The following is an 18,395-nucleotide window of genomic DNA, read 5'->3' on the forward strand; positions in this document are numbered from 1 at the left end:
TAAAGGTCGGGGCGGTTACTTCGCTTCGCTCTTGGGGAGGAAGCGACTGAGGAGCATGTAGCCCACGACACCAGAGATGATCGTGCCGGCGAAGATACCGAGCTTAGCTTCGTTGAGGAGCTGTGCCATCTCGGGGCCATCGTAGGCGAGGTTCGCGATGAAGAGCGATACAGTGAAGCCAATACCGCCGAGGACGGCGAGGCTGATGAGGCGGGGGAGGTTCATGCCTTCGGGCCAAGCGCAGAGCTTCACGCGGATAGCCACGTAGGTGAAGAGGCTGATGCCGACGGTCTTCCCGAGGAAGAGGCCGAGGAAGATAGCCAGAGGCAGGCCTAAGAGCATGTCGGCAGAGACTCCTCCGAAGGACACGCCGGCATTGACGAAGGCGAAGAGGGGGAGGATGAAGTAGTCTACCAGAGGCTTGAGTGCGTGCTCAAGGGTCTGGACAGGGCTGATAGCCTGCCCTGCGGTGCTCTTGATCTCGGCGATGCGCTCGAGCTGGTCGTGCGAGAGGATGACTGCGCGCTCAGCCTCACGGGCTTCGGTAGAGAGGTCGCTGGTCTGCTCGTGGAGCTTGCGTGAGAGCTCGCGGATGTGGACCTTCGAGCCTGCGGGGATGCAGAGAGCTACGAGTACGCCAGCGATCGTGGGGTGGATACCTGACTGCAGGAAGAGTGCCCAGACGGCGATACCTGCGATGATATAGGGCTCAAGAGCGGTGACGCGCAGGCGACCGAGGAGGAGGAGAAGGGCGACGAGTGCGAGACCAATACCCAGGGGCAGGAGTGATACGCCCTTGCTATAGAAGAGGGCGATGACGATGATCCCGCCGATGTCGTCTGCTACAGCCAGTGTGGCGAGGAAGACGTACAGGCTCTTCGGTACACGGCCACCGAGGGAGCCGAGGACGGCCAGAGCGAAGGCGATATCCGTCGCCATGGGGATAGCGGCACCGAGGCTCTCAGGGTGGCTGGGCGATACGGCGAGGAAGAAGAGGACGGGGAAGACCATACCCCCGAGGGCAGCGATGACGGGGAGGATGGCTTTCTTGGGCGAAGAGAGTTCGCCGACGAGGAGCTCTTGCTTGATCTCCAGCCCGACGAGGAAGAAGAAGATCGCCATCAGGGCATCGTTGACGACCTGACTGATGGTCATCGTGTGGCCCATGTGGCGGAAGAGCTCAATGCCGCCGATGATGACCTGGACGGGGTAGTGGAGGAAGTGCCCGTAGCTGGTGCTCCAGGGGGAGTTCGCGATGGCTACGGCGATGATGGTCGCCAGGAAGAGCAACATCGAGGGGTTGGGGCGCAAGGCCGAGAGACGCTGTCGTAGAGAGGGCCTTTGAGCGGGAGTCGTACTCATCTTTGTTTTAGAGGTTTGTAATGAAGGTATTGCATCGTGCGTACTTCGGTGTTTGAGGACGATTCAATGCGAGGAAGAGCATGGCGAGGGGTGTGCCTGCTATGTCCCTGACCTATATCGCAAAGTTAGCGCATTTACAGTAAACAGCCGTGATAAGACGCAGAAAGATGGTGCTTCGTCTCTCATGGAAAAGCCTGCGGAGCTAGCGGGCGTAGAGTGTGAGCACCTATAGGATAACGTGAGAGGGGCACGGGTTGTTCTACCACTATAAAATATCGTGCGCGCACATCGCACGCACGCGAGGGAAATACCCCCTCTGTAAGTGCTTGCAGTATAGGACTGTGCGGAGGGGTGATTCCGACCAGTACTGGTCGGCTTAGTGACCAGTACTGGTCGCGCCGTGGAGTAGTACTGGTTACTCATGCTGACCAGTACTGCTTTGACTGGTGACCAGTACTGGTTGCTTTTCCCCCTTCGCAAAGGTTGTTGCTCCGCATAGGGATAAAAGTTGCGGACGAGTGGCAGATAAGTTTGGACTACGTACGTGGCTCTAATAGCTTCGTACGTGGATCTTTGGGTTTGCGTGCGTGGTCTTTAAGACTACGTGCGTAGATAGAAGAAAACCACTACGTGAAAGCGCTTTTTTCTTCACGAGAAGGACACTTTTTCCTCCGCTGGATAAGAGGAATACTCGCGATAAGGCGAAGGGCTTGCCTGATCACTTCGGAGAGGCATATCGGGGAGCTGGGCGTGCGATGCCTTAGTACGCTAAATAGAGGATAGGACTCGCGGCAACAGGCTCTCGTAGAGGCTCCGCGGGAGCGTGCGTGCTGCTATTGTGGCGAGGGGTATGGGAAGGGCTTCGCCGTAGGTGGAAGTGTGGGGTTTAGGAAGGGGCGGTATGCGCACCTCTATAATTGTGTGGTCGGGGCGATTTCGAGGGTTGATTTTTAGAAATATGGGAGGTGGGGAGTTGCGTGAATCTGTGTTTTGAGGTCCGCTCTTTACTGAAAAGTGTGTCAAGTTGCCTGCGGAATACTCAAAATTTTAGTCAAACGTCCATGTGTTTGACTGATTTTTGCATGTTTAATGATAAAGTACTACTTTTATAGTTGCTTCGGAGCGTATCCATTTCCCTATACTAATGCTAATTCACATATACAGAGGTCCCCCTTAGGGAGCTCCGTATCGTGCATTATTGTGTGGATGCCCCGAACCCACCCGTGCTCAGGCAGAGCGCCAGCGTGGTGGGTATGAGCGAAAGACAACGAGTAGAATAACAATACGATCGAGGTCGCATGAGATTAGTTACAATGTTACTTGCGGGAGGGTGGTTCCTAAGCTCCATCGTCACCGCCCAGGCCGCTTCTCCCAGCCTGGCCACATCATCGGGAGGCTATGCTACACAGCAGAACCCAACGTCTTCGCTGAACGTCTTCAGCGGTACCGTATATGATGAGAATGGCGACCCTATGCCACTCGTCACCGTCCAGATCTTGGGTCAGACAGGTGGCTTCATCACGGATAGCAAGGGGCACTTCGAGTTCAAGACGAAGAATGCCACCGAGCGCGTACGCGTCACCTTCATGGGCTACAAGGCCAAGGCCGTCACCCTGCGTGGTGGTACGCCCCAGCGCATCGACCTCGAGCCAGATAATCAGACGATCGAATCGGTAGTCGTCACCGGCTTCACGAAGAAGGATAAGAAGAGCTATACGGGGGCGCAGACGACTATCAAGTCAGAGCAGCTCCTCTCGGTAGGTACGAAGAATCTCCTGCAGGGCCTCGAGGCTTTCGTTCCTGGTCTGCAGGTCGTCCAGCAGAATAACCTCGGCTCGGACCCCAACGCACGCCCTGAGCTGAACCTTCGTGGTCGCGCTACCTTCTCGGGTGCAGCTAACCTCCCGCTCTTCGTCGTCGACGGGGCGATCGTGGATGTCGAGTATATCTACGATATGGATATGAACACCATCGAGAGCGTCACCGTCCTCAAGGATGCCTCGGCCTCGGCGCTCTATGGTGCTAAGGCTGCTGCAGGGGTCATCGTCATCACGACGAAGCCTATCAGCGAGGGAGCTATCCGCGTGAACTATAGCGGTACCCTGCGTCTCTCGATGCCTGACCTCAGCGACTACCACCTCCTCACGCCCCAGCAGAAGCTCCAGTATGAGGACTTGGCAGGCCTCTACAAGGCTGGTGGTACAGCGATGCTCCCCTCCTTTGACCAGCAGCATTTCAACGACCAGCGTCGTGACCGCGTCGTGCGTATGGTCCAGAGCGGTACGAATACCGACTGGCTCGCTAAGCCCCTGCGCACCGGTGTCTCACACTCCCACACGGTCAGTGCCGACGGGGGGGACAAGTATGTGCGCTACGGCCTCTCGCTCCGCTATGGCAATGAGACGGGGGTCATGATGCAGTCCGCACGTGAGCGTCTCTCGGGGACCTTCAAGCTCTCCTACAACAAGCAGGGTAAGTTCTTCGCCTCGAATACGCTAACGGTGAACCGCTCTACCTCGCAGGATCCCAGCTACGGCTCCTTCTCGAATTTCTCGAAGCAGAACCCCTACCAGTCGCCCTATGATGCGAATGGTGAGCTGCTCGCAAAGCTTGAGCACAACCTGGATAATCCGCTCTATGAAGCCTCTCTCGGGAGCTTCAACCGCGCTGGGAGTATGGACTTCCTGAATACGACGACGGCTCAGTACTGGGTCGATCGTAACCTCCGTATCGATGGGGACTTCTCCTTCACCACGCGCAATAACTACTCGCGTAGCTTCAAGTCGCCCCTCTCCTATACATTCCGTAACGAGAGCGACCTGACGAAGAAGGGCTCGATGACCGAGAACCTCGGTCGTGGTCTGAGCTTCCTCGGTAAGCTGATGGTGTCCTACAACCGTACCTTCTTCGAGAAGCTCTACGTCACGTCGATGGCGGGCTCGAGCCTCGAGTCCACGACGGCGGACAACAGTAGCTATACCAGCCTCGGCTTCTACTCTGACGTCCTTGGGCACCCCAACTTCGCCCTCGGCTATGGTGGTAGTGCTCGTCCCTCGGGCTCTGAGTCGCTCGCTACGGCTGCCGGCTTCTTCTTCAACGGGAACGCCATCTACGACAACCGCTATTCGGTGGACGTCGTCTACCGCTACGAAGGCTCCTCGAAGTTCGGTAAGAACCAGCGCTTCGCTCCCTTCTGGTCTCTCGGTACGGCTTGGAACATCCACAATGAGAAGTTCTTCGAGGGCAATAAGAATATCCAGCTGCTCAAGCTCCGTGGGAGTATCGGGTATCTGGGGAATATCTCCTTCGACCCCTATCAGGCCCTCACGACCTATACCTATAACAATCGTATCAACTATATCGTAGGTGCTGGCTCCGTGCCCTTGGCTATCGGGAATCCCGAGCTGAAGTGGGAGCGTACGCTCAGCAAGAATGTCGGTCTTGACCTGACGCTCTTCAAGAATCGCTGGGACCTCACCTTCGATGCCTACCAGAAGACGACGGACAACCTCCTGCTCGACGTCTCTCTCGCTCCCTCTATCGGTGCTGTCACCGCCCGTCAGAATGTAGGGGAGGTCGAGAACAATGGTATCGAGTTCCAGACGCGTGTCGTCCCCATCCAGACGAAGGACCTGCAGTGGTCGCTCTCGCTGAACTACTCCTACAACCGCAATAAGGTCAAGAAGGTGAGTGATGCTCTCAAGGCGCTCAACCAGAAGAACCTCGGTGTCGACTCCCTCAACCGTGGTACGAGACCCCTGCCTCTCTACGAGGAAGGTGAGTCCCTCACCGCTCTGAAGGTCGTCCCCTCAGCAGGTATCGACCCTGCTACTGGTCGTGAGATCTACATCAAGCGAGATGGTAGCTACACCTTCACCTATGATCCCAATGACCGTCGCGTCTTCGGCGACACATCACCTTGGGCCTATGGCTCGCTCACCTCGTACCTGATGTACAAGGGCTTTTCGCTGAATGCGAACTTCGGCTACTCCCTCGGCGCTACGGTCTACAACGCTACGCTCGCCTCTCGTGTAGAGGGTACAAAGAAGGAGCAGAATGCTGACCGTCGCGTCCTCGAGAGTCGCTGGAAGCAGGCTGGTGACGTCACCCGCTATCGTGACATTGCCTCTACGGAGAGCCCCTATCAGACGAGCCGCTTCATCCAGAAGGAATACTACTTCACGCTGCGTAGTCTCTCTCTGGCCTATGAGACCGAGGCCGCTTGGGTCAAGAAGCTCCATATGCGCCGTGCACGCGTCGAGCTCCTCACCAACGACCTCTTCTATCTCTCCACGGTCAAGCGTGAGCGTGGTCTGGACTATCCCTTTGCTCGCAGCGTAGAGATGTCTCTGCGTCTCTCCTTCTAACCCTAAATGAGAAGTGTGTTTATGAAGAAGACAGCTTTATATATAGCCTTCGGAGCGCTTAGCCTTGCGGCTCTGCCTTCGTGCAATAAGTTCCTCGATGTCCAGCCTAAGGGTACCCTCCTGCAGGAAGTCCAGTTCTCTTCGCTCCAGGGGTACTACGATGCCTTCTATGGTGTCTACGGGACGATGGCTAAGTCGGACCTCTACGGGCAGCGTATGACGAATGGCTTCGTCGACGAGCTCGCTCAGATGTTTGGCTCTACGGGTGCGACCTCGACCTCAGTGAAGACCCGCGCTTACAACTACGCGGACGTGTCCGTGAAGTCCGAGATCTACAGCCTGTGGCTCGGTCAGTACCAGGTCATCTCCTACGTCAATAATATCCTGGCGAACCTCGAGTCGCCCTCCTTCAGCAGCAGCCACCTCTCCCAGCTCAAGGGGGAGGCCCTCGGTCTGCGTGCCTTCCTGCACTTTGACCTCGTGCGCCTCTTTGCCGAGGACTACCAGAGAGGCAAGGACTCACGCGGTATCCCTTACTCGTATGACTTCAACCTCAAGAACCGTACGGTCTACACCGTCGCAGGGACCTATGAGAATATCCTCAAGGACCTCGACGAAGCTGAGCGCCTCCTCTCCGATATCGATGAGACGGTGAGCCTCGAGGGTACGCAGTCTACGGACTTCTGGTCACGCCGTGCCATCCACTTCAATAAGTATGCGGTCTACGCTACCAAGGCTCGTGTCTATCAGGCGATGGGGAACTCGGCAAAGGCCGCTGAATATGCTAAGAAGGTCACCGATCATACGGCGAGCTTCAAGCTCGCAGGTCGTAACTCCTTCGAGTCTGTTCGCCGCTTCCCTGCTACGGGCGAGCTGATCTTCGGGCTCTATGCGAATAGCTTCCTCGATGACTTCGCTAATCGCTTCCTGAAGAATGTCGCTGGTACCGATGAGGGTGTCCAGGCACACAGCCGAAGCGTCCTCGATCAGCTCTATGCTGTCACAGGGGCGGCCGCGGGTGCTATCGACAATCGTCAGGCAGCCTTCTATCGCAATGTAGATACCTACCAGCAGTTCATCCGCTTCGCGTCCAGCTCGGAGGAAGCTACGGCTGCAGCGACTGCGCAGCGTGGGCTGACCCTGATCCGTCTGCCAGAGATGTACTACATCCAGGCCGAAGCCCTCTACTCCTCTGATCCTACCGCAGCGCTTGCTGCTCTGAATAAGGTGCGCGAGAGCCGTGGTCTGAACGCCCTCACCTCGAGCGACCTGCCTACGCAGGTGGACTTCAAGGCAGAGCTTGTCAAGGAGTATATGCGTGAGATGCCAGGTGAGGGGCAGATATTCCCTGCGCTGAAGCACTTCAACTCCTCCTTCCTCGATCTCCTTGGGAGCAGTACGATCCAGCCCAGCTCCAGCATCTTTGTCCTGCCCTGGCCTACGGATGAGCTCACCTATGGTAATAAGTAAAAGCCCACGACAATGAACAGAAGATATTCACTGGCCTCGCTTGCCCTGGCCGCTCTCGGCCTCCTCAGCGCTTGCTCCAAGTCGGACATCTACGACGGAGAGTACAGCAAGGATGGCTACTACAATGAGTCACGTGTGATCTACTTCCCTAACTCGGGGGCAGATACCATCGTCGTACAGAACCTCGCCCTCCTCCAGGACAACAATGGGAAGGTCCCCTTGACCTTCGATGTGAACCTCCTCGGGAAGTTCTCCTCTTCGCCCCTGAGCTATAAGGTGGAGCTTGATAAGTCTCGCTCTACCGCTACGCCGGGTGAGCAGTTCGACGCGCTCCAGGATAGCTATACGATCCCCGCAGACTCCATCAAGGGCTCCTTCACCCTGCAGCTCAATCGCTCGAAGATTTCGACCGTGCAGCAGGAGAATGGGAAGTACATCGTCACTCGTGACGGTGTCCGTACCCTCCTTGATGCCCTCTCGGATATGAAGCCTGGTGACGTCCCCCTCCTGAAGTACGATACGATCACGCTGCATCTGTCTTCTACGGCAGACCTACGTACAGCGCTCGATAAGCGCAATACAGTCGTCCTCTGCGTGACGAATCAGCTCGAGATCCCCTTCTGGTGGAGCTTCTTCGAATATGTCTATCTCGGGAAGTATAGTGAGGGGAAGTACCGTATGCTCATCAATGCCTACGGCCTCCCCAAGAATGGGGTAGACCCTGTGCAGCAGGTATTCTATAGCCCTGACGTCAATATACTGTATCCCCTCCTGCTCCGCCTCGAGAAGTATATGGATGAGCATGGTGAGGAAAAGCCTAAAAAGCTGGTGGAGCTCCTATCTCAGTATCGCTAACCTCACAGAGTACGAATGAAGATGAATAAGATCTATAAGTCACTGGGCCTTCTCTTGGCCCTCTCACTCTTCTCCTCCTGCTACAAGGACCACTCGGTCAATGGCGATCACCCTCTGGCCGTCGTCGAGGTAGCAGAGCCCATCGCCTCGGTGCAGACGGCTACCTTCGGTGAGGTCACCGTGATCAAGTCGCCCGCATATACCATCACGACGGGCGCATCTGTGACGCCCTCCTATGAGTGGATCGTCGATGGCGTGGTCGTCTCTACGGAGAAGGACCTCTCCTATAGCCCTACGAGCTATGGTAAGCATGATGCCCGTCTGCGTATGTACACGCCTGATGGCTCCTACTTCTACCGCTTCACTATCGATGTGCCCTTCCGCTATGTCGATGGGCTGTACGTCCTGGCAAGCAACGAAGGGAAGACCATCCTCTCCTACCTGCCTGGTGGGGAGAAGACGGATGCCTTTGACCTCGATGCCTTCGGGCGAAGCAATCCTGCCATCGATATGACGGGGGATCCCCAGTCGATGGTCATCTACCGCTATGTCCCTGGTGCTGGTGCCTCTCGTGGCTATCTCGGTATTGCCCTCGGTCTCCCTACGCGCTACTACCGTGTGTCGGCTGACTCGCTGAAGGTCCTCACGCCTCGTATCTCCTTCACGAACCCCGTAGATTTCAGCCACGCCAGTGGCAATCAGGCTACGGTCAAGGAGTACTTCATCTCGGGGGCTAACGTCTGGGAGATGGACAAGACGGCTACTGTCCCAGCTAAGAAGCAGAATGACCGTCTCACGCGCGTCGCCTCGGGCTACTCGCTCGCCCCGGCTATCGTGAACTGGCGTGCCTTGACGGGTACACGTATCAGTGAGGGGGTAGCCTTCTTCGATAATGCGGGGAGCAACCTCCTGTATGTGAGCTTTGGTTGGAAGGGTATCGTAAAGAAGGTGCGTACCTTTACGACGAGTGCCACCTCTGGTGATACTTCTGAGGAGAACCCCTTCAAGGATATGACGCTTATCGACATGAAGAGTGCTGGTGAAGGGAACTATACTTATAACTACACCCTGCTGCTGCTCAAGCGTAACACGGATAACAAGTACTTCGTCGCTCGCCTCACGGCTGGGGACTTCGCTCAGTCGCAGAATGTCGATGGTGCTACGGTCTCCATAGTTGAGTTCACCGAAGGCACGCCTACACATCTGCAGCCTAACCTCGGTGGTACGGCTGCGCTCGTAGCGACTGCGGACAAGGTGTACTTCTACAATATGGCGAACGCCACGGCGACGACCCACCCAGCTTGGATCTCCCTCCCCGCAGGGCAGACGATTGCTTCGATGGCTCTCACGTCGGACAACCGCCTCTTCATCGGGGCTAACGGCACAGGCGCGGGTCTTGTCGGCTCGATCTACAGCTACAATGTAGCGGGCATTACCCCCGTCCTCCTCAAGTCTGAGGAAGGTATCACGGGTAAGATCAAGCAGATCGTCTACCGTCAGTTCAATAACTAACATCATGCCTCCTCTCCGCGCCCTACCCTGCGGGGAGGAGGCTCGCTCCTCCGTCGCCCCAGTAGCCTCTTCCTCTATGGATGAGGCTGCGGGGCTTCGGTCGTCCTTTGCGGCTTAGCCGAGAGAAGGGCGCACGGGAGGAGCAGGAGGCCCTTCAGCCTCACCCACCACTGAATCAAGTATCACACTATAATCCCCATCCATGCACAAGAGTTGTATCCGATGCCTGCTCGTGGCTACTGCCATCTCTGCGGGCTCCCTCAGCCTCGCTGCGGCTCCCTCAGCTCTCTCTTCTCGCGCCTTCGGTGACGACACCAAGAAGGAGAAGAAGAAAGAAGAAGACAAGTACACGAAGTTCTTCAAGGACAAGAAGGTCGAGACCGCCCGCGGGAAGTTCGTTACCCTCCACAAGATCGATGGTAGCGTCTACCTCGAGCTCCCCACGAAGTACCTCGGCAAGGAGCTGATGATGGGTGCCAAGGTCACCTCGACCACCGACCCCGATTATCTGGCTGTCGGCTCGATGAACTCCGCTCCTATCGTCTTCCGCTTCGAGAAGCAGGACAGCGTCATCGTCATGAAGGCACCCAACTCCATCGTCTATCGCCGTGACGCTTCGCCCGAGCTGCAGAAGGCCCTCGAGCTGAACTACCGCGACCAGTCGGTAGAGTCCTTCACCCCCGAGGTGTACAAGGCTGATAGCTCCGCTGTCGTCCTGAAGATCAATTCGCTCGTCACGGAGTCCAGCCCCTTCTTCGAGATCGTCCCCTCGCAGCAAGGTCCCTTCAAGATCACCTCTTCGCGCAATAGCAGCCTGACCTTCGTCAGGGGGCTGAAGTCCTTCGACTCCAACGCCAGCGTCCGTGTCGAGATGAACTTCTCTGTGAACGCTTCGCTCATGGGTGTGCTCACCGTGGCTAAGGATATGCCTCTGACTGCTGAGGTGACCTATACGATCCTCCCCGTAGAAGCCTCCAACGCCATCCCCCGCTTCGCTGATGCCCGCGTAGGCTATCAGACGACGCGCAAGGTCTCCTTCCCCGACTACCTCGACCAGAGTGAGCCCGTCTATCTGGCACACCGCTGGCAGCTCGTCCCCAAGGATAAGAAGGCCTACGCTAAGGGTCAGCTCACTGAGCCTGAGAAGAAGATTGTCTTCTATCTGGATAGCGCCTTCCCCTCCAGCTGGCAGCGCCCCATCCGTGAGGGTGTCCTTCGCTGGAACAAGGCCTTCGAAGCCGCTGGCTTCCGCAACGCTATCGAGGTACGCGACTTCCCCAAGAACGATAAGCAGTTCGATCCCGACAACCTCGAGTACTCTTGCATCCGCTACATCCCCAATAGCCAGGAGACGATCGCTGCGTCCAACTGGGCGGATCCCCGCACGGGTGAGATCTTCAGCGGGAACCTCATGATCTATAATAATGTAGAGGCGCTCATGCACAAGCAGCGCTTCATCGGTACGGCTGCTGTCGACCCACAGGTGCGCTCGTCTCGTCTGCCACAGGCCCTCTTCGAAGAGTCGCTCTCGCAGCTCGTCACGCAGGAGATGGGGAGCGTCCTCGGTCTGCTGCACAACTATGCTGCTTCGGCATCCTACACCACGGACCAGCTCCGCTCGGCTAAGTTCACGAAGGAATCGGGGCTCGCACCCTCTATCCTCGACGGTGTGACCTACAACTACCTCGCTCAGCCCTCTGACAAGGGGGTACGCCTCATCAACGACCAGCTCGGTGTCTACGACCTCTTCGCTATCGACTGGGGCTACCGCTACTTCGACCTCAAGGGTGATCCCGCTGCTGAGGCTAAGGAACTGCTGAGCCGCGTCGACAAGCGTGCTCGCGAGCCTTACCTCCGCTATGCTCCTGAGCAGCGCTACGCTGTCGACCCCACCGTCCGCACCGAAGACCTCGGTAACGATCCTATCAAGACGGCCGAGCTCACGATGAAGAACCTTGCCTTCATCCAGTCGAACCTCTCTAAGTGGATCACCAACGACCCCGACAGCCGCAAGAAGAAGAGCCTCTATCTGGCTATCGTACAGGGCTACTACCTCCAGCTCAAGAATGCTATGAGCCTCGTCGGTGGTGTCGTCTGTCAGGAGAGCCGCCTCTCGACGAGCCTGCCCCGCTATCAGGTCGTGCCTAAGGCTAAGCAGCGCGAAGCCTTCCAGTGGCTCCTCCGTCAGGCTAAGGACTTCCAGGGCAAGGCTGACCGCAACTTCGAGCGTAAGGGCTTCATCGACGTGAGCTACTACGATCAGCTCCTCGAGTACCTCATCAAGGATATCTATGACCTGCGCTCACGTATCATCATCGCTTCGCAGGTAGACTCGAAGACGTACAGCCTCGGCGAATACTTCGACGACCTCTATCAGGCTACCTTCGCCTCGACCATCGCTGGCAAGAGCCCCAACCACATGGAGCGTCTGATGCAGATCGCCTTCATCGACAAGTCTATCGCTGGTACGGTCAATCCCCGCAACGCTACGCCTGGTATGCCCTACAGCTTCGCCGGTGCACCCACCTCTGTCGGTGGCAAGCTCATCAGCCTCACCTCTACGACGGACTACAGCGATGCCCTCAAGTCTGGCCGCGTCAACTATGGTGGTGGCGACCCCTCGGCAAGTATCTATCCTATGGCCAACGTCCCTGCTCTCGACACGTCAGAGCAGTACATGTACGCTGCCCTTCTGAAGGTACGCCCCCTGCTCGAGCAGCGCGCCGCCTCTACGACGGACCGCACGCTCAAGGCCCACTACCAGACCTTGGCCTTCAAGGTCGCGAAGCTCCTCGATGCTAAGAAATAGACTACCCGAAGATGATCAATAGAAAGATAGCACTCCTCCTCTCCGTAGCGACCCTCACGCTGGCTCCTGCTACGGCCCATGCGGGGATCTTCGACTTCCTCAAGCGGAAGAAGAAGCCCAAGACGGAGAAGGCACCCGAGAAGAGTGCCTACGAGAAGATCCTCACCGACAAGGCCATCGTCTCGGCTAAGGGCGACTTCCTCACCCTGCACAAGACGGACAATAAGCTCTACGTCGAGCTCCCTGTCAAGACCATCGGCAAGGAAATCCTCGTCGCCGTCACCCTCTCCTCCATCTCCAATCCTCAGCTCGGGATGGTCGGCTTCAAGAACTCCAACCCCGTGCACATGCGCTTCGCTCAGCGTGATAGCGCTATCGTGCTTGAGGCGGTGAACTCCGACCCCTACCTCACGGAGCAGCTGGAGAAGGAGCTTCGTCCGACCTTCGCTCCCAACTACACGGACCTCGCCCTCTATAAGTTCCCCATCAAGGCGTGGAACAAGGATAAGTCCGCCGTCGTCTTCGACATCACCCCGCTCGTCACGCAGGATCAGAAGTACTTCCCGCTGATCGGGAAGAGCCTCGGCTCCTATCAGGTGCAGTCAAGCCTGCAGAGTGGCCTCAGCTACATCCGTGAGATCAAGGCCTTCGAGGACAATGTCTCCATCAAGATCGACCGTAGCTACCGCATCACCCTCAACTCCTCGCGTGGGGGCAAGAGCCCGCTGAAGGACTACCCCGTGACTCTCGGGGCGACCTTTACCATCCTGCGCCTGCCTGAGGAGCCGATGACGCCCCGTCTGGCTGATACGCGTATCGGTGTCTTCCACATCTCGAAGAATGCTTACGACCCTGAGTCCAAGCAGATCGAGGCCGTACGCTTCGCTAAGCGCTGGCGCCTTGAGCCCTCGGATGTCGCTGCCTACAAGGCGGGTCAGCTCGTTCGCCCCAAGAAGCCCATCGTCTTCTACGTCGAGAATACCTTCCCCGCAGTGTGGAAGGCTGCGATGAAGGAGGGTACGCTGCGCTGGAACAAGGCCTTCGAGGCTATCGGCTTCAAGGACGCTATCGAGGTGCGTGACTTCCCCACGGATGACCCCAACTTCGACCCCGACAACCTCAAGTACAACTGTATCCGCTACGTGCCCATCGCTACGGAGAACGCTATGGGTCCCAGCTGGGCTGACCCCCGTACGGGTGAGATCATCAATGCCTCGGTACTTGTCTGGAGTGATGTCTCGAAGCTGAACAACAACTGGCGCTTCGTCCAGACGGCTCAGGTTGACCCCCTCGTCCGCGCGATGAAGCTCCCCGATACGCTGATGTCCAAGTCGCTCAAGTACGTCATCGCACACGAGATCGGCCACACCCTCGGCTTCATGCACAACATGGCTGCATCGGCTGCATACTCTATCGATTCGCTCCGCTCACCCTCCTTCACGGCAGTGCACGGTACGACGCCCTCGATCATGGACTATGCGCGCTTCAACTATGTTGCCCAGCCCGAAGACCGTGCTGTGAGCCTCGACCCTCCCACCGTCGGTACGTACGATAAGTATGCTGTCGACTGGACCTACCGCTACTTCCCCGACAGCAAGGGTAATCCCATCGAGGAAGCTCGCTATCTCAATGAGCTTATTGAGAAGCATGCTGCTGATCCCGAGTACCGCTATGGTGTGCAGCAGGTCGGCGATTACCGCTACGACCCCTCTTCTATCGAGGAAGACCTGTCGAATGACCCTGTAGCTGCCAGCACCCTCGGGCTGAAGAACCTCAAGTACATCATCGCTCATCTGGGCGAATGGTTCCCACGCGACGAGGAAGCTCAGCATCGTGCTACGCTCTACGAAGGTATCTCCGATCAGGCCCTGCGCTACGTCTCGAATGTCTTCATCAACGTCCCTGGTATCTACCTCTATCAGACGAGCGAAGCCTCTGGTCTCCCTCGCTACAAGGTCGTGCCTAAGGCTCAGCAGAAGGCTTCGGCTATGTGGCTCCTCGACCAGGCCCTCTCTATCGACAGCCTGCGCAACGATGCGCTCGAGGCTACGATGGGTGAGCTGGGAGGCTCTTCGCCCTACGTCGTCGTCGGTGTTATGACGCGTGCTATGGCGATCCGCAATATCAACAACCTCTGCTTGAGCTACTACCTCGACTCGACGTCTTACTCTCCTATGGAGTATGCCGATGATGTCTATGCTCGTGTCTTTGCGAAGACCGAGGCGGGCCGTGAGGATCTCACTGCCGCTGAGAAGCAGCTGCAGGAGCTCTACGTCCGCTACATCACCTCTTATACGGAGGATCTTGTAGCGAAGACCACGGGTCGCTCTGCTCTGACGATCGCTGAGCTTACGGGCCTTGCCAAGGCTGGTGAGCCTGTCCGTACCGAGGGTATGAGCGATGAGGAGTTCATCGGCCTCTTGCCTAAGCTCCGCGGCTCGCACTTCTGCTCGCTGGATCACGACCATTCGGATGATCCGCTCACGAAGATCGATGCTGTCGGTTACCTCAACTTCGGGAATAGCTACGGTGAGCCTGCTGACCTCTTCACCTCTGCGATCAACATGACGGGCGACCTCTATCTGCCCCTGCAGTATCGCGCTGAAGAGCTGCTGAAGAAGGCCCTCGCCTCTGCGAAGAGCGAAAGCCTGCGCATGCACTACCAGACGCTCCTGCGCAAGCTCGAGAAGATCACGAAGTAGCCCTCTCGACTGCTCCTTTACCTAAAGTCCTCCCCTCATCTCTCTTGAAGAGTGAGGGGAGGACTTGTTTTTTGTAGACTCGGCTAACTTTGTATCCATGAAACGTCTCTTCCTCTCCCTCTTGGCGTGCCTTATGTTTGCCTGTCTGGCCGAGGCGCAGCGCACGCACGACACCATTTATCTCAAGAATGGCTCGGTCCTTTATGGCCAGATCATCGAGGAGCTCCCAGATACGCAGGTGAAGATTCGCCTCCGTGATGGCTCCCTCCTCATCTGTCCCTACTCCGACTTAGAGCGTATCGAGTACTCCACGGGGCGACCTTCCTTCTATGAAGAGCCTCGTACACCTTATCTCAACTGGCATCTTGATGCGGGGTACCTTTTCGGCCCTTCTGAGCGCCAGCATGCTGGGGCGTTCGTGAGCTACGGGGCTCGCTTCAGCCGAGCTCTCTTCCTGGGTCTCGGTTCAGGCTTCTTGCGCGATATGGCTGAGTCGGCAGATCTAGTGATCCCCATCTATGGGCATCTGCGTGCTTACCTCCCTGTCCGTGGCCCGATCAAGCCCTTTGTGGACCTGCGTCCTGGCTATAGCTTCACTTTGGTGAATAGAGTCTCTGGCTTCTACGGCTCGGCCGTGGTAGGGCTTGATCTCTGGCGCTTCACTTGTGGCGTCGGGGTTAGCACGGTGCGCAATTCCTCCGGCGGCGATCTTATGCTCGACCGAGAGGCTACTCCTTACAGAGCGACGGGCTTCACCCTGCGTATCGGTATGACCTTGTAGTGAGGGGCGGACGAAGCCCTCCCTCTATACAGCCTCCCGCCCTGATGAGCCTCAGCTCGTCAGGGCGGGGCTTTTTTGTGCGTCCTCACAGCTCGGCAGCGAGGACGCTTCTTTACTGGACGATGTACGACCCACTATATATAATAGGTGCGCAGGTGTAGGCGATATCGTGCTTAGCTCGCGGGTATTTATTGCCTTCCCGTAGTGGAAGAGTTAGATCCACGTGCGTAGTCCTTAGATCTACGTACGTAGTCTTTACGATTTACGTGCGAGGATATAAAGACTTGGTACGCGGATAGGGGAGTTGTCGTAGTGGTGCGAAGGTTTTTCGGTGGGTGCTTGCACTTTATCTTGTGCTTGGTAGAGGTTTTTTTCTGTGGGTATTTGGAGCTTGGATAGCTGCTGGATGGTGGGGCTGGCGTAGTGATAGGATCGAGATTCTTGTGCGCGGTTTTGGCTTTGTTAGAAGAGGGGAAAAGGGAGATCTTTGTACGGATTATGTGGTATATCTATGTGAATATAGATGGGAGTTATCCTGATATATTGATAATTTTACATACCTTTGCATGCTCTTTCGAAGTTCTGTCCATCGCTGAGAAGCTTGGGATAGAGGATGGAGGAGTCACTTACTGTACAATTTACTTTATATAAAAGACAGAATGAATATTAGAAGTCAGGTAGACGGACGTCTGCCATATACGGCGCCTTGTGCCGAACTATTTGCTCTTGCGGCTGCGAGCCCCAGCCTGCTGGTGAGCTTTAGCGCCAACTTCGATGAAGAGTTTGAAGATAAGCCTTTGGATGAGGAGGATACTCCTCCCCTCTAATGTAAATGCAATGATGATGAAGAAACTATTCCTTGCAGCACAGCTGCTCTTAGGTCTTGGCCTCACTTCGTGTGGTCAGGAAGATAGCCCCATTGTGCACCAGCGAGCCACGACAGGCGAGCGTATCACACTCTCTGTAGACTTTGCGCCAGAGGCAGAGTCTAATCCCCGTGCGATGACTGTCACTTCTGGAGGGAGTGGGTTGCAAGCAACAAAAGATGATGTAAGCTTCGGCTTTACATATATGCTTTATCGCTTCACAAGAAAGGTGAATGCGAAAGCTGTCTTCTCTCAGGAGGCTACGGAGCCTGTTACCCTCGTCTTCTATCACGGCGGTAAGGCCTATCCTGTAGAGAGCCAGATCAGCCTCAAGAATGTCAACGGCCACTATCGCGGTGATATCGAGGCGACACTCCCTGCAGCCCTCTCGGGTGTGACGCGCTCGGATATCGAGGTCGCTGGTGTCCTTGGTGCGACAAGTGTCGATGCTACGACGGGGAAGGTTACGGTCACGGCTCCCCCCGCCATCGTCGAAGGCGAGGAGATGCAGACGATGCCGATGTACTTCCCGAAGACGGCTCTTAGTGCAAGCTCTACCCACCTGACGGGGCTGCGCTTCAAGTTCCTCGGTGTGCTGGTCGTGATGCCAGTCGCCGTGAAAGCTGAAGGGTCCGTATATCCAACCTCATTAAGGGTTGAGAACCAGGTCTTTACTCCCACGGTCTTTACCTTCGGCCCAGAGCGCTTCACGGAGTCTCAGGTAGAGGTAGATCTCTCTGCTGGTGGCCAGCCCACGCTGACACGTACGGCCAGCTCCACGTATGTACACCCCTTGCGTGAGACCGAGGTGCGCTCTGGTGACCAGCCGAAGACGCATATCCTCTACGTCTTCCCCGTACCTGCCGCCAGCTATACATTCTATGTGCCTACGCTCTTTGGTACCTATTATCCGAAGGGCAATAAGGCTCACCAAAAGGAGTTTGTTATTCCTCGTTCCGCTACCACGATGACAGATGTCTTCCCAATGGGGTTACGTCTCATGGTGTATGATATGACGATAGCCTTCTACAATGGCGATAACGGGCTGGGATACCAAAGGGGTGATAATCAGAAGACCGACTACTCCGTCTTCTCTGGACGTGATGTCGGGGAGAACGGCCGTAATGGCTGGTAGTCCTCCACTGCTTTAGCGCTTCTTGCGCTACATACATCCACCCCTCAGATGTGCGATAGAGCACATCTGAGGGGTGGATCTTTTATAGGGGTGGCTTGGTGATGGATGGGGGGCTTCACTATTAGAGCGTGGCGCCATTCTGCCTCCTTCTGATGCGGTGTCTCTCTATGCTACTAAGGTTTATGCAGTGGATTTATACATTAATATACGAGATCAATATGCGAATATGAATGTTTTTGCCGTTCTTTGTGTTTGGCTTCTCCGCTTTTTGAGGCGCGGTTTCCTGAGAAATCCTGCACCAGCAGTGAGATGGAGCTAATTAAAGAACGGTTTGATTTAAATAATACGGAATGGAGTTTTCTACTTCCATAGCCGGACGTCTCCCCTACGAGGCGCCTTGTGCTGAACAATTTGATCTTACGACTGGAGGCGGGCATGATCTGCTGGTGATCTTCAGTACCTTATTCTCCGACGAGTTCGTCGATGACTTCTGGGGCACGGACCTTGTCGATGAGCCCGCTCTCTAACGTGATGAC

General features: G+C 56.4%; 11 protein-coding genes. 10 read left to right on the top strand and 1 reads right to left on the bottom strand.

All coding sequences use genetic code 11. The features are described 5' to 3' along the window. Positions 1–15: 15 nt before the first annotated feature. Positions 16–1,362, bottom strand: a complete 1,347-nt coding sequence (gene nhaA, locus IEX77_RS04860) for a Na+/H+ antiporter NhaA (RefSeq protein WP_188807959.1) — start codon at positions 1,360–1,362, stop codon at positions 16–18. A 1,313-nt stretch (positions 1,363–2,675) separates the two neighbouring features. Here nhaA and IEX77_RS04865 point away from each other — a divergent pair. The 10 genes from IEX77_RS04865 (at position 2,676) to IEX77_RS04910 (ending at position 18,386) form a co-directional block, all read left to right on the top strand. After that, positions 2,676–5,729: a SusC/RagA family TonB-linked outer membrane protein gene (locus tag IEX77_RS04865; protein WP_188807960.1), complete on the top strand. Its 3,054-nt coding sequence runs from the start codon at positions 2,676–2,678 to the stop codon at positions 5,727–5,729. 21 nt (positions 5,730–5,750) lie between these two features. Then, entirely contained in the window at positions 5,751–7,199 is a 1,449-nt protein-coding gene (locus IEX77_RS04870) for a RagB/SusD family nutrient uptake outer membrane protein (RefSeq protein ID WP_188807961.1), read from the top strand. A gap of 12 nt (positions 7,200–7,211) precedes the next feature. Further along, complete coding sequence (locus IEX77_RS04875) at positions 7,212–8,054, top strand: DUF4843 domain-containing protein (protein ID WP_188807962.1); 843 nt, start codon at positions 7,212–7,214, stop codon at positions 8,052–8,054. Between the two features lie 21 nt (positions 8,055–8,075). Beyond that, complete coding sequence (locus tag IEX77_RS04880; RefSeq protein WP_188807963.1) at positions 8,076–9,566, top strand: hypothetical protein; 1,491 nt, start codon at positions 8,076–8,078, stop codon at positions 9,564–9,566. Between the two features lie 202 nt (positions 9,567–9,768). Continuing rightward, on the top strand, positions 9,769–12,375 hold the full coding sequence (locus IEX77_RS04885) for a zinc-dependent metalloprotease (RefSeq protein WP_188807964.1): 2,607 nt from the start codon (positions 9,769–9,771) through the stop codon (positions 12,373–12,375). Between the two features lie 11 nt (positions 12,376–12,386). Then, positions 12,387–15,077: a zinc-dependent metalloprotease gene (locus IEX77_RS04890; protein ID WP_188807965.1), complete on the top strand. Its 2,691-nt coding sequence runs from the start codon at positions 12,387–12,389 to the stop codon at positions 15,075–15,077. A gap of 97 nt (positions 15,078–15,174) precedes the next feature. Next, positions 15,175–15,858, top strand: coding sequence for a hypothetical protein (locus tag IEX77_RS04895; protein ID WP_188807966.1), 684 nt, complete (start codon positions 15,175–15,177; stop codon positions 15,856–15,858). A 659-nt stretch (positions 15,859–16,517) separates the two neighbouring features. Further along, positions 16,518–16,685 (top strand): hypothetical protein, encoded by a 168-nt coding sequence (locus IEX77_RS04900; protein WP_188807967.1) that lies wholly within the window; start codon positions 16,518–16,520, stop codon positions 16,683–16,685. A 16-nt stretch (positions 16,686–16,701) separates the two neighbouring features. Beyond that, positions 16,702–17,859 (top strand): hypothetical protein, encoded by a 1,158-nt coding sequence (locus tag IEX77_RS04905; RefSeq protein ID WP_188807968.1) that lies wholly within the window; start codon positions 16,702–16,704, stop codon positions 17,857–17,859. A gap of 350 nt (positions 17,860–18,209) precedes the next feature. Then, positions 18,210–18,386, top strand: coding sequence for a hypothetical protein (locus IEX77_RS04910; protein WP_188807969.1), 177 nt, complete (start codon positions 18,210–18,212; stop codon positions 18,384–18,386). The last annotated feature ends 9 nt before the right edge of the window (positions 18,387–18,395 follow it).

Source organism: Porphyromonas pasteri, from assembly GCF_014647755.1.
In the GTDB taxonomy this organism is placed as follows: domain Bacteria; phylum Bacteroidota; class Bacteroidia; order Bacteroidales; family Porphyromonadaceae; genus Porphyromonas; species Porphyromonas pasteri.

Bases quoted from the DNA above. Each gene is read 5' to 3' on its own strand.
- nhaA (WP_188807959.1), bottom strand. From the start codon at position 1,362: ATGAGTACGACTCCCGCTCAAAGGCCCTCTCTACGACAGCGTCTCTCG.
- IEX77_RS04865 (WP_188807960.1), top strand. From the start codon at position 2,676: ATGTTACTTGCGGGAGGGTGGTTCCTAAGCTCCATCGTCACCGCCCAG.
- IEX77_RS04870 (WP_188807961.1), top strand. From the start codon at position 5,751: ATGAAGAAGACAGCTTTATATATAGCCTTCGGAGCGCTTAGCCTTGCG.
- IEX77_RS04875 (WP_188807962.1), top strand. From the start codon at position 7,212: ATGAACAGAAGATATTCACTGGCCTCGCTTGCCCTGGCCGCTCTCGGC.
- IEX77_RS04880 (WP_188807963.1), top strand. From the start codon at position 8,076: ATGAATAAGATCTATAAGTCACTGGGCCTTCTCTTGGCCCTCTCACTC.
- IEX77_RS04885 (WP_188807964.1), top strand. From the start codon at position 9,769: ATGCACAAGAGTTGTATCCGATGCCTGCTCGTGGCTACTGCCATCTCT.
- IEX77_RS04890 (WP_188807965.1), top strand. From the start codon at position 12,387: ATGATCAATAGAAAGATAGCACTCCTCCTCTCCGTAGCGACCCTCACG.
- IEX77_RS04895 (WP_188807966.1), top strand. From the start codon at position 15,175: ATGAAACGTCTCTTCCTCTCCCTCTTGGCGTGCCTTATGTTTGCCTGT.
- IEX77_RS04900 (WP_188807967.1), top strand. From the start codon at position 16,518: ATGAATATTAGAAGTCAGGTAGACGGACGTCTGCCATATACGGCGCCT.
- IEX77_RS04905 (WP_188807968.1), top strand. From the start codon at position 16,702: ATGAAGAAACTATTCCTTGCAGCACAGCTGCTCTTAGGTCTTGGCCTC.
- IEX77_RS04910 (WP_188807969.1), top strand. From the start codon at position 18,210: ATGGAGTTTTCTACTTCCATAGCCGGACGTCTCCCCTACGAGGCGCCT.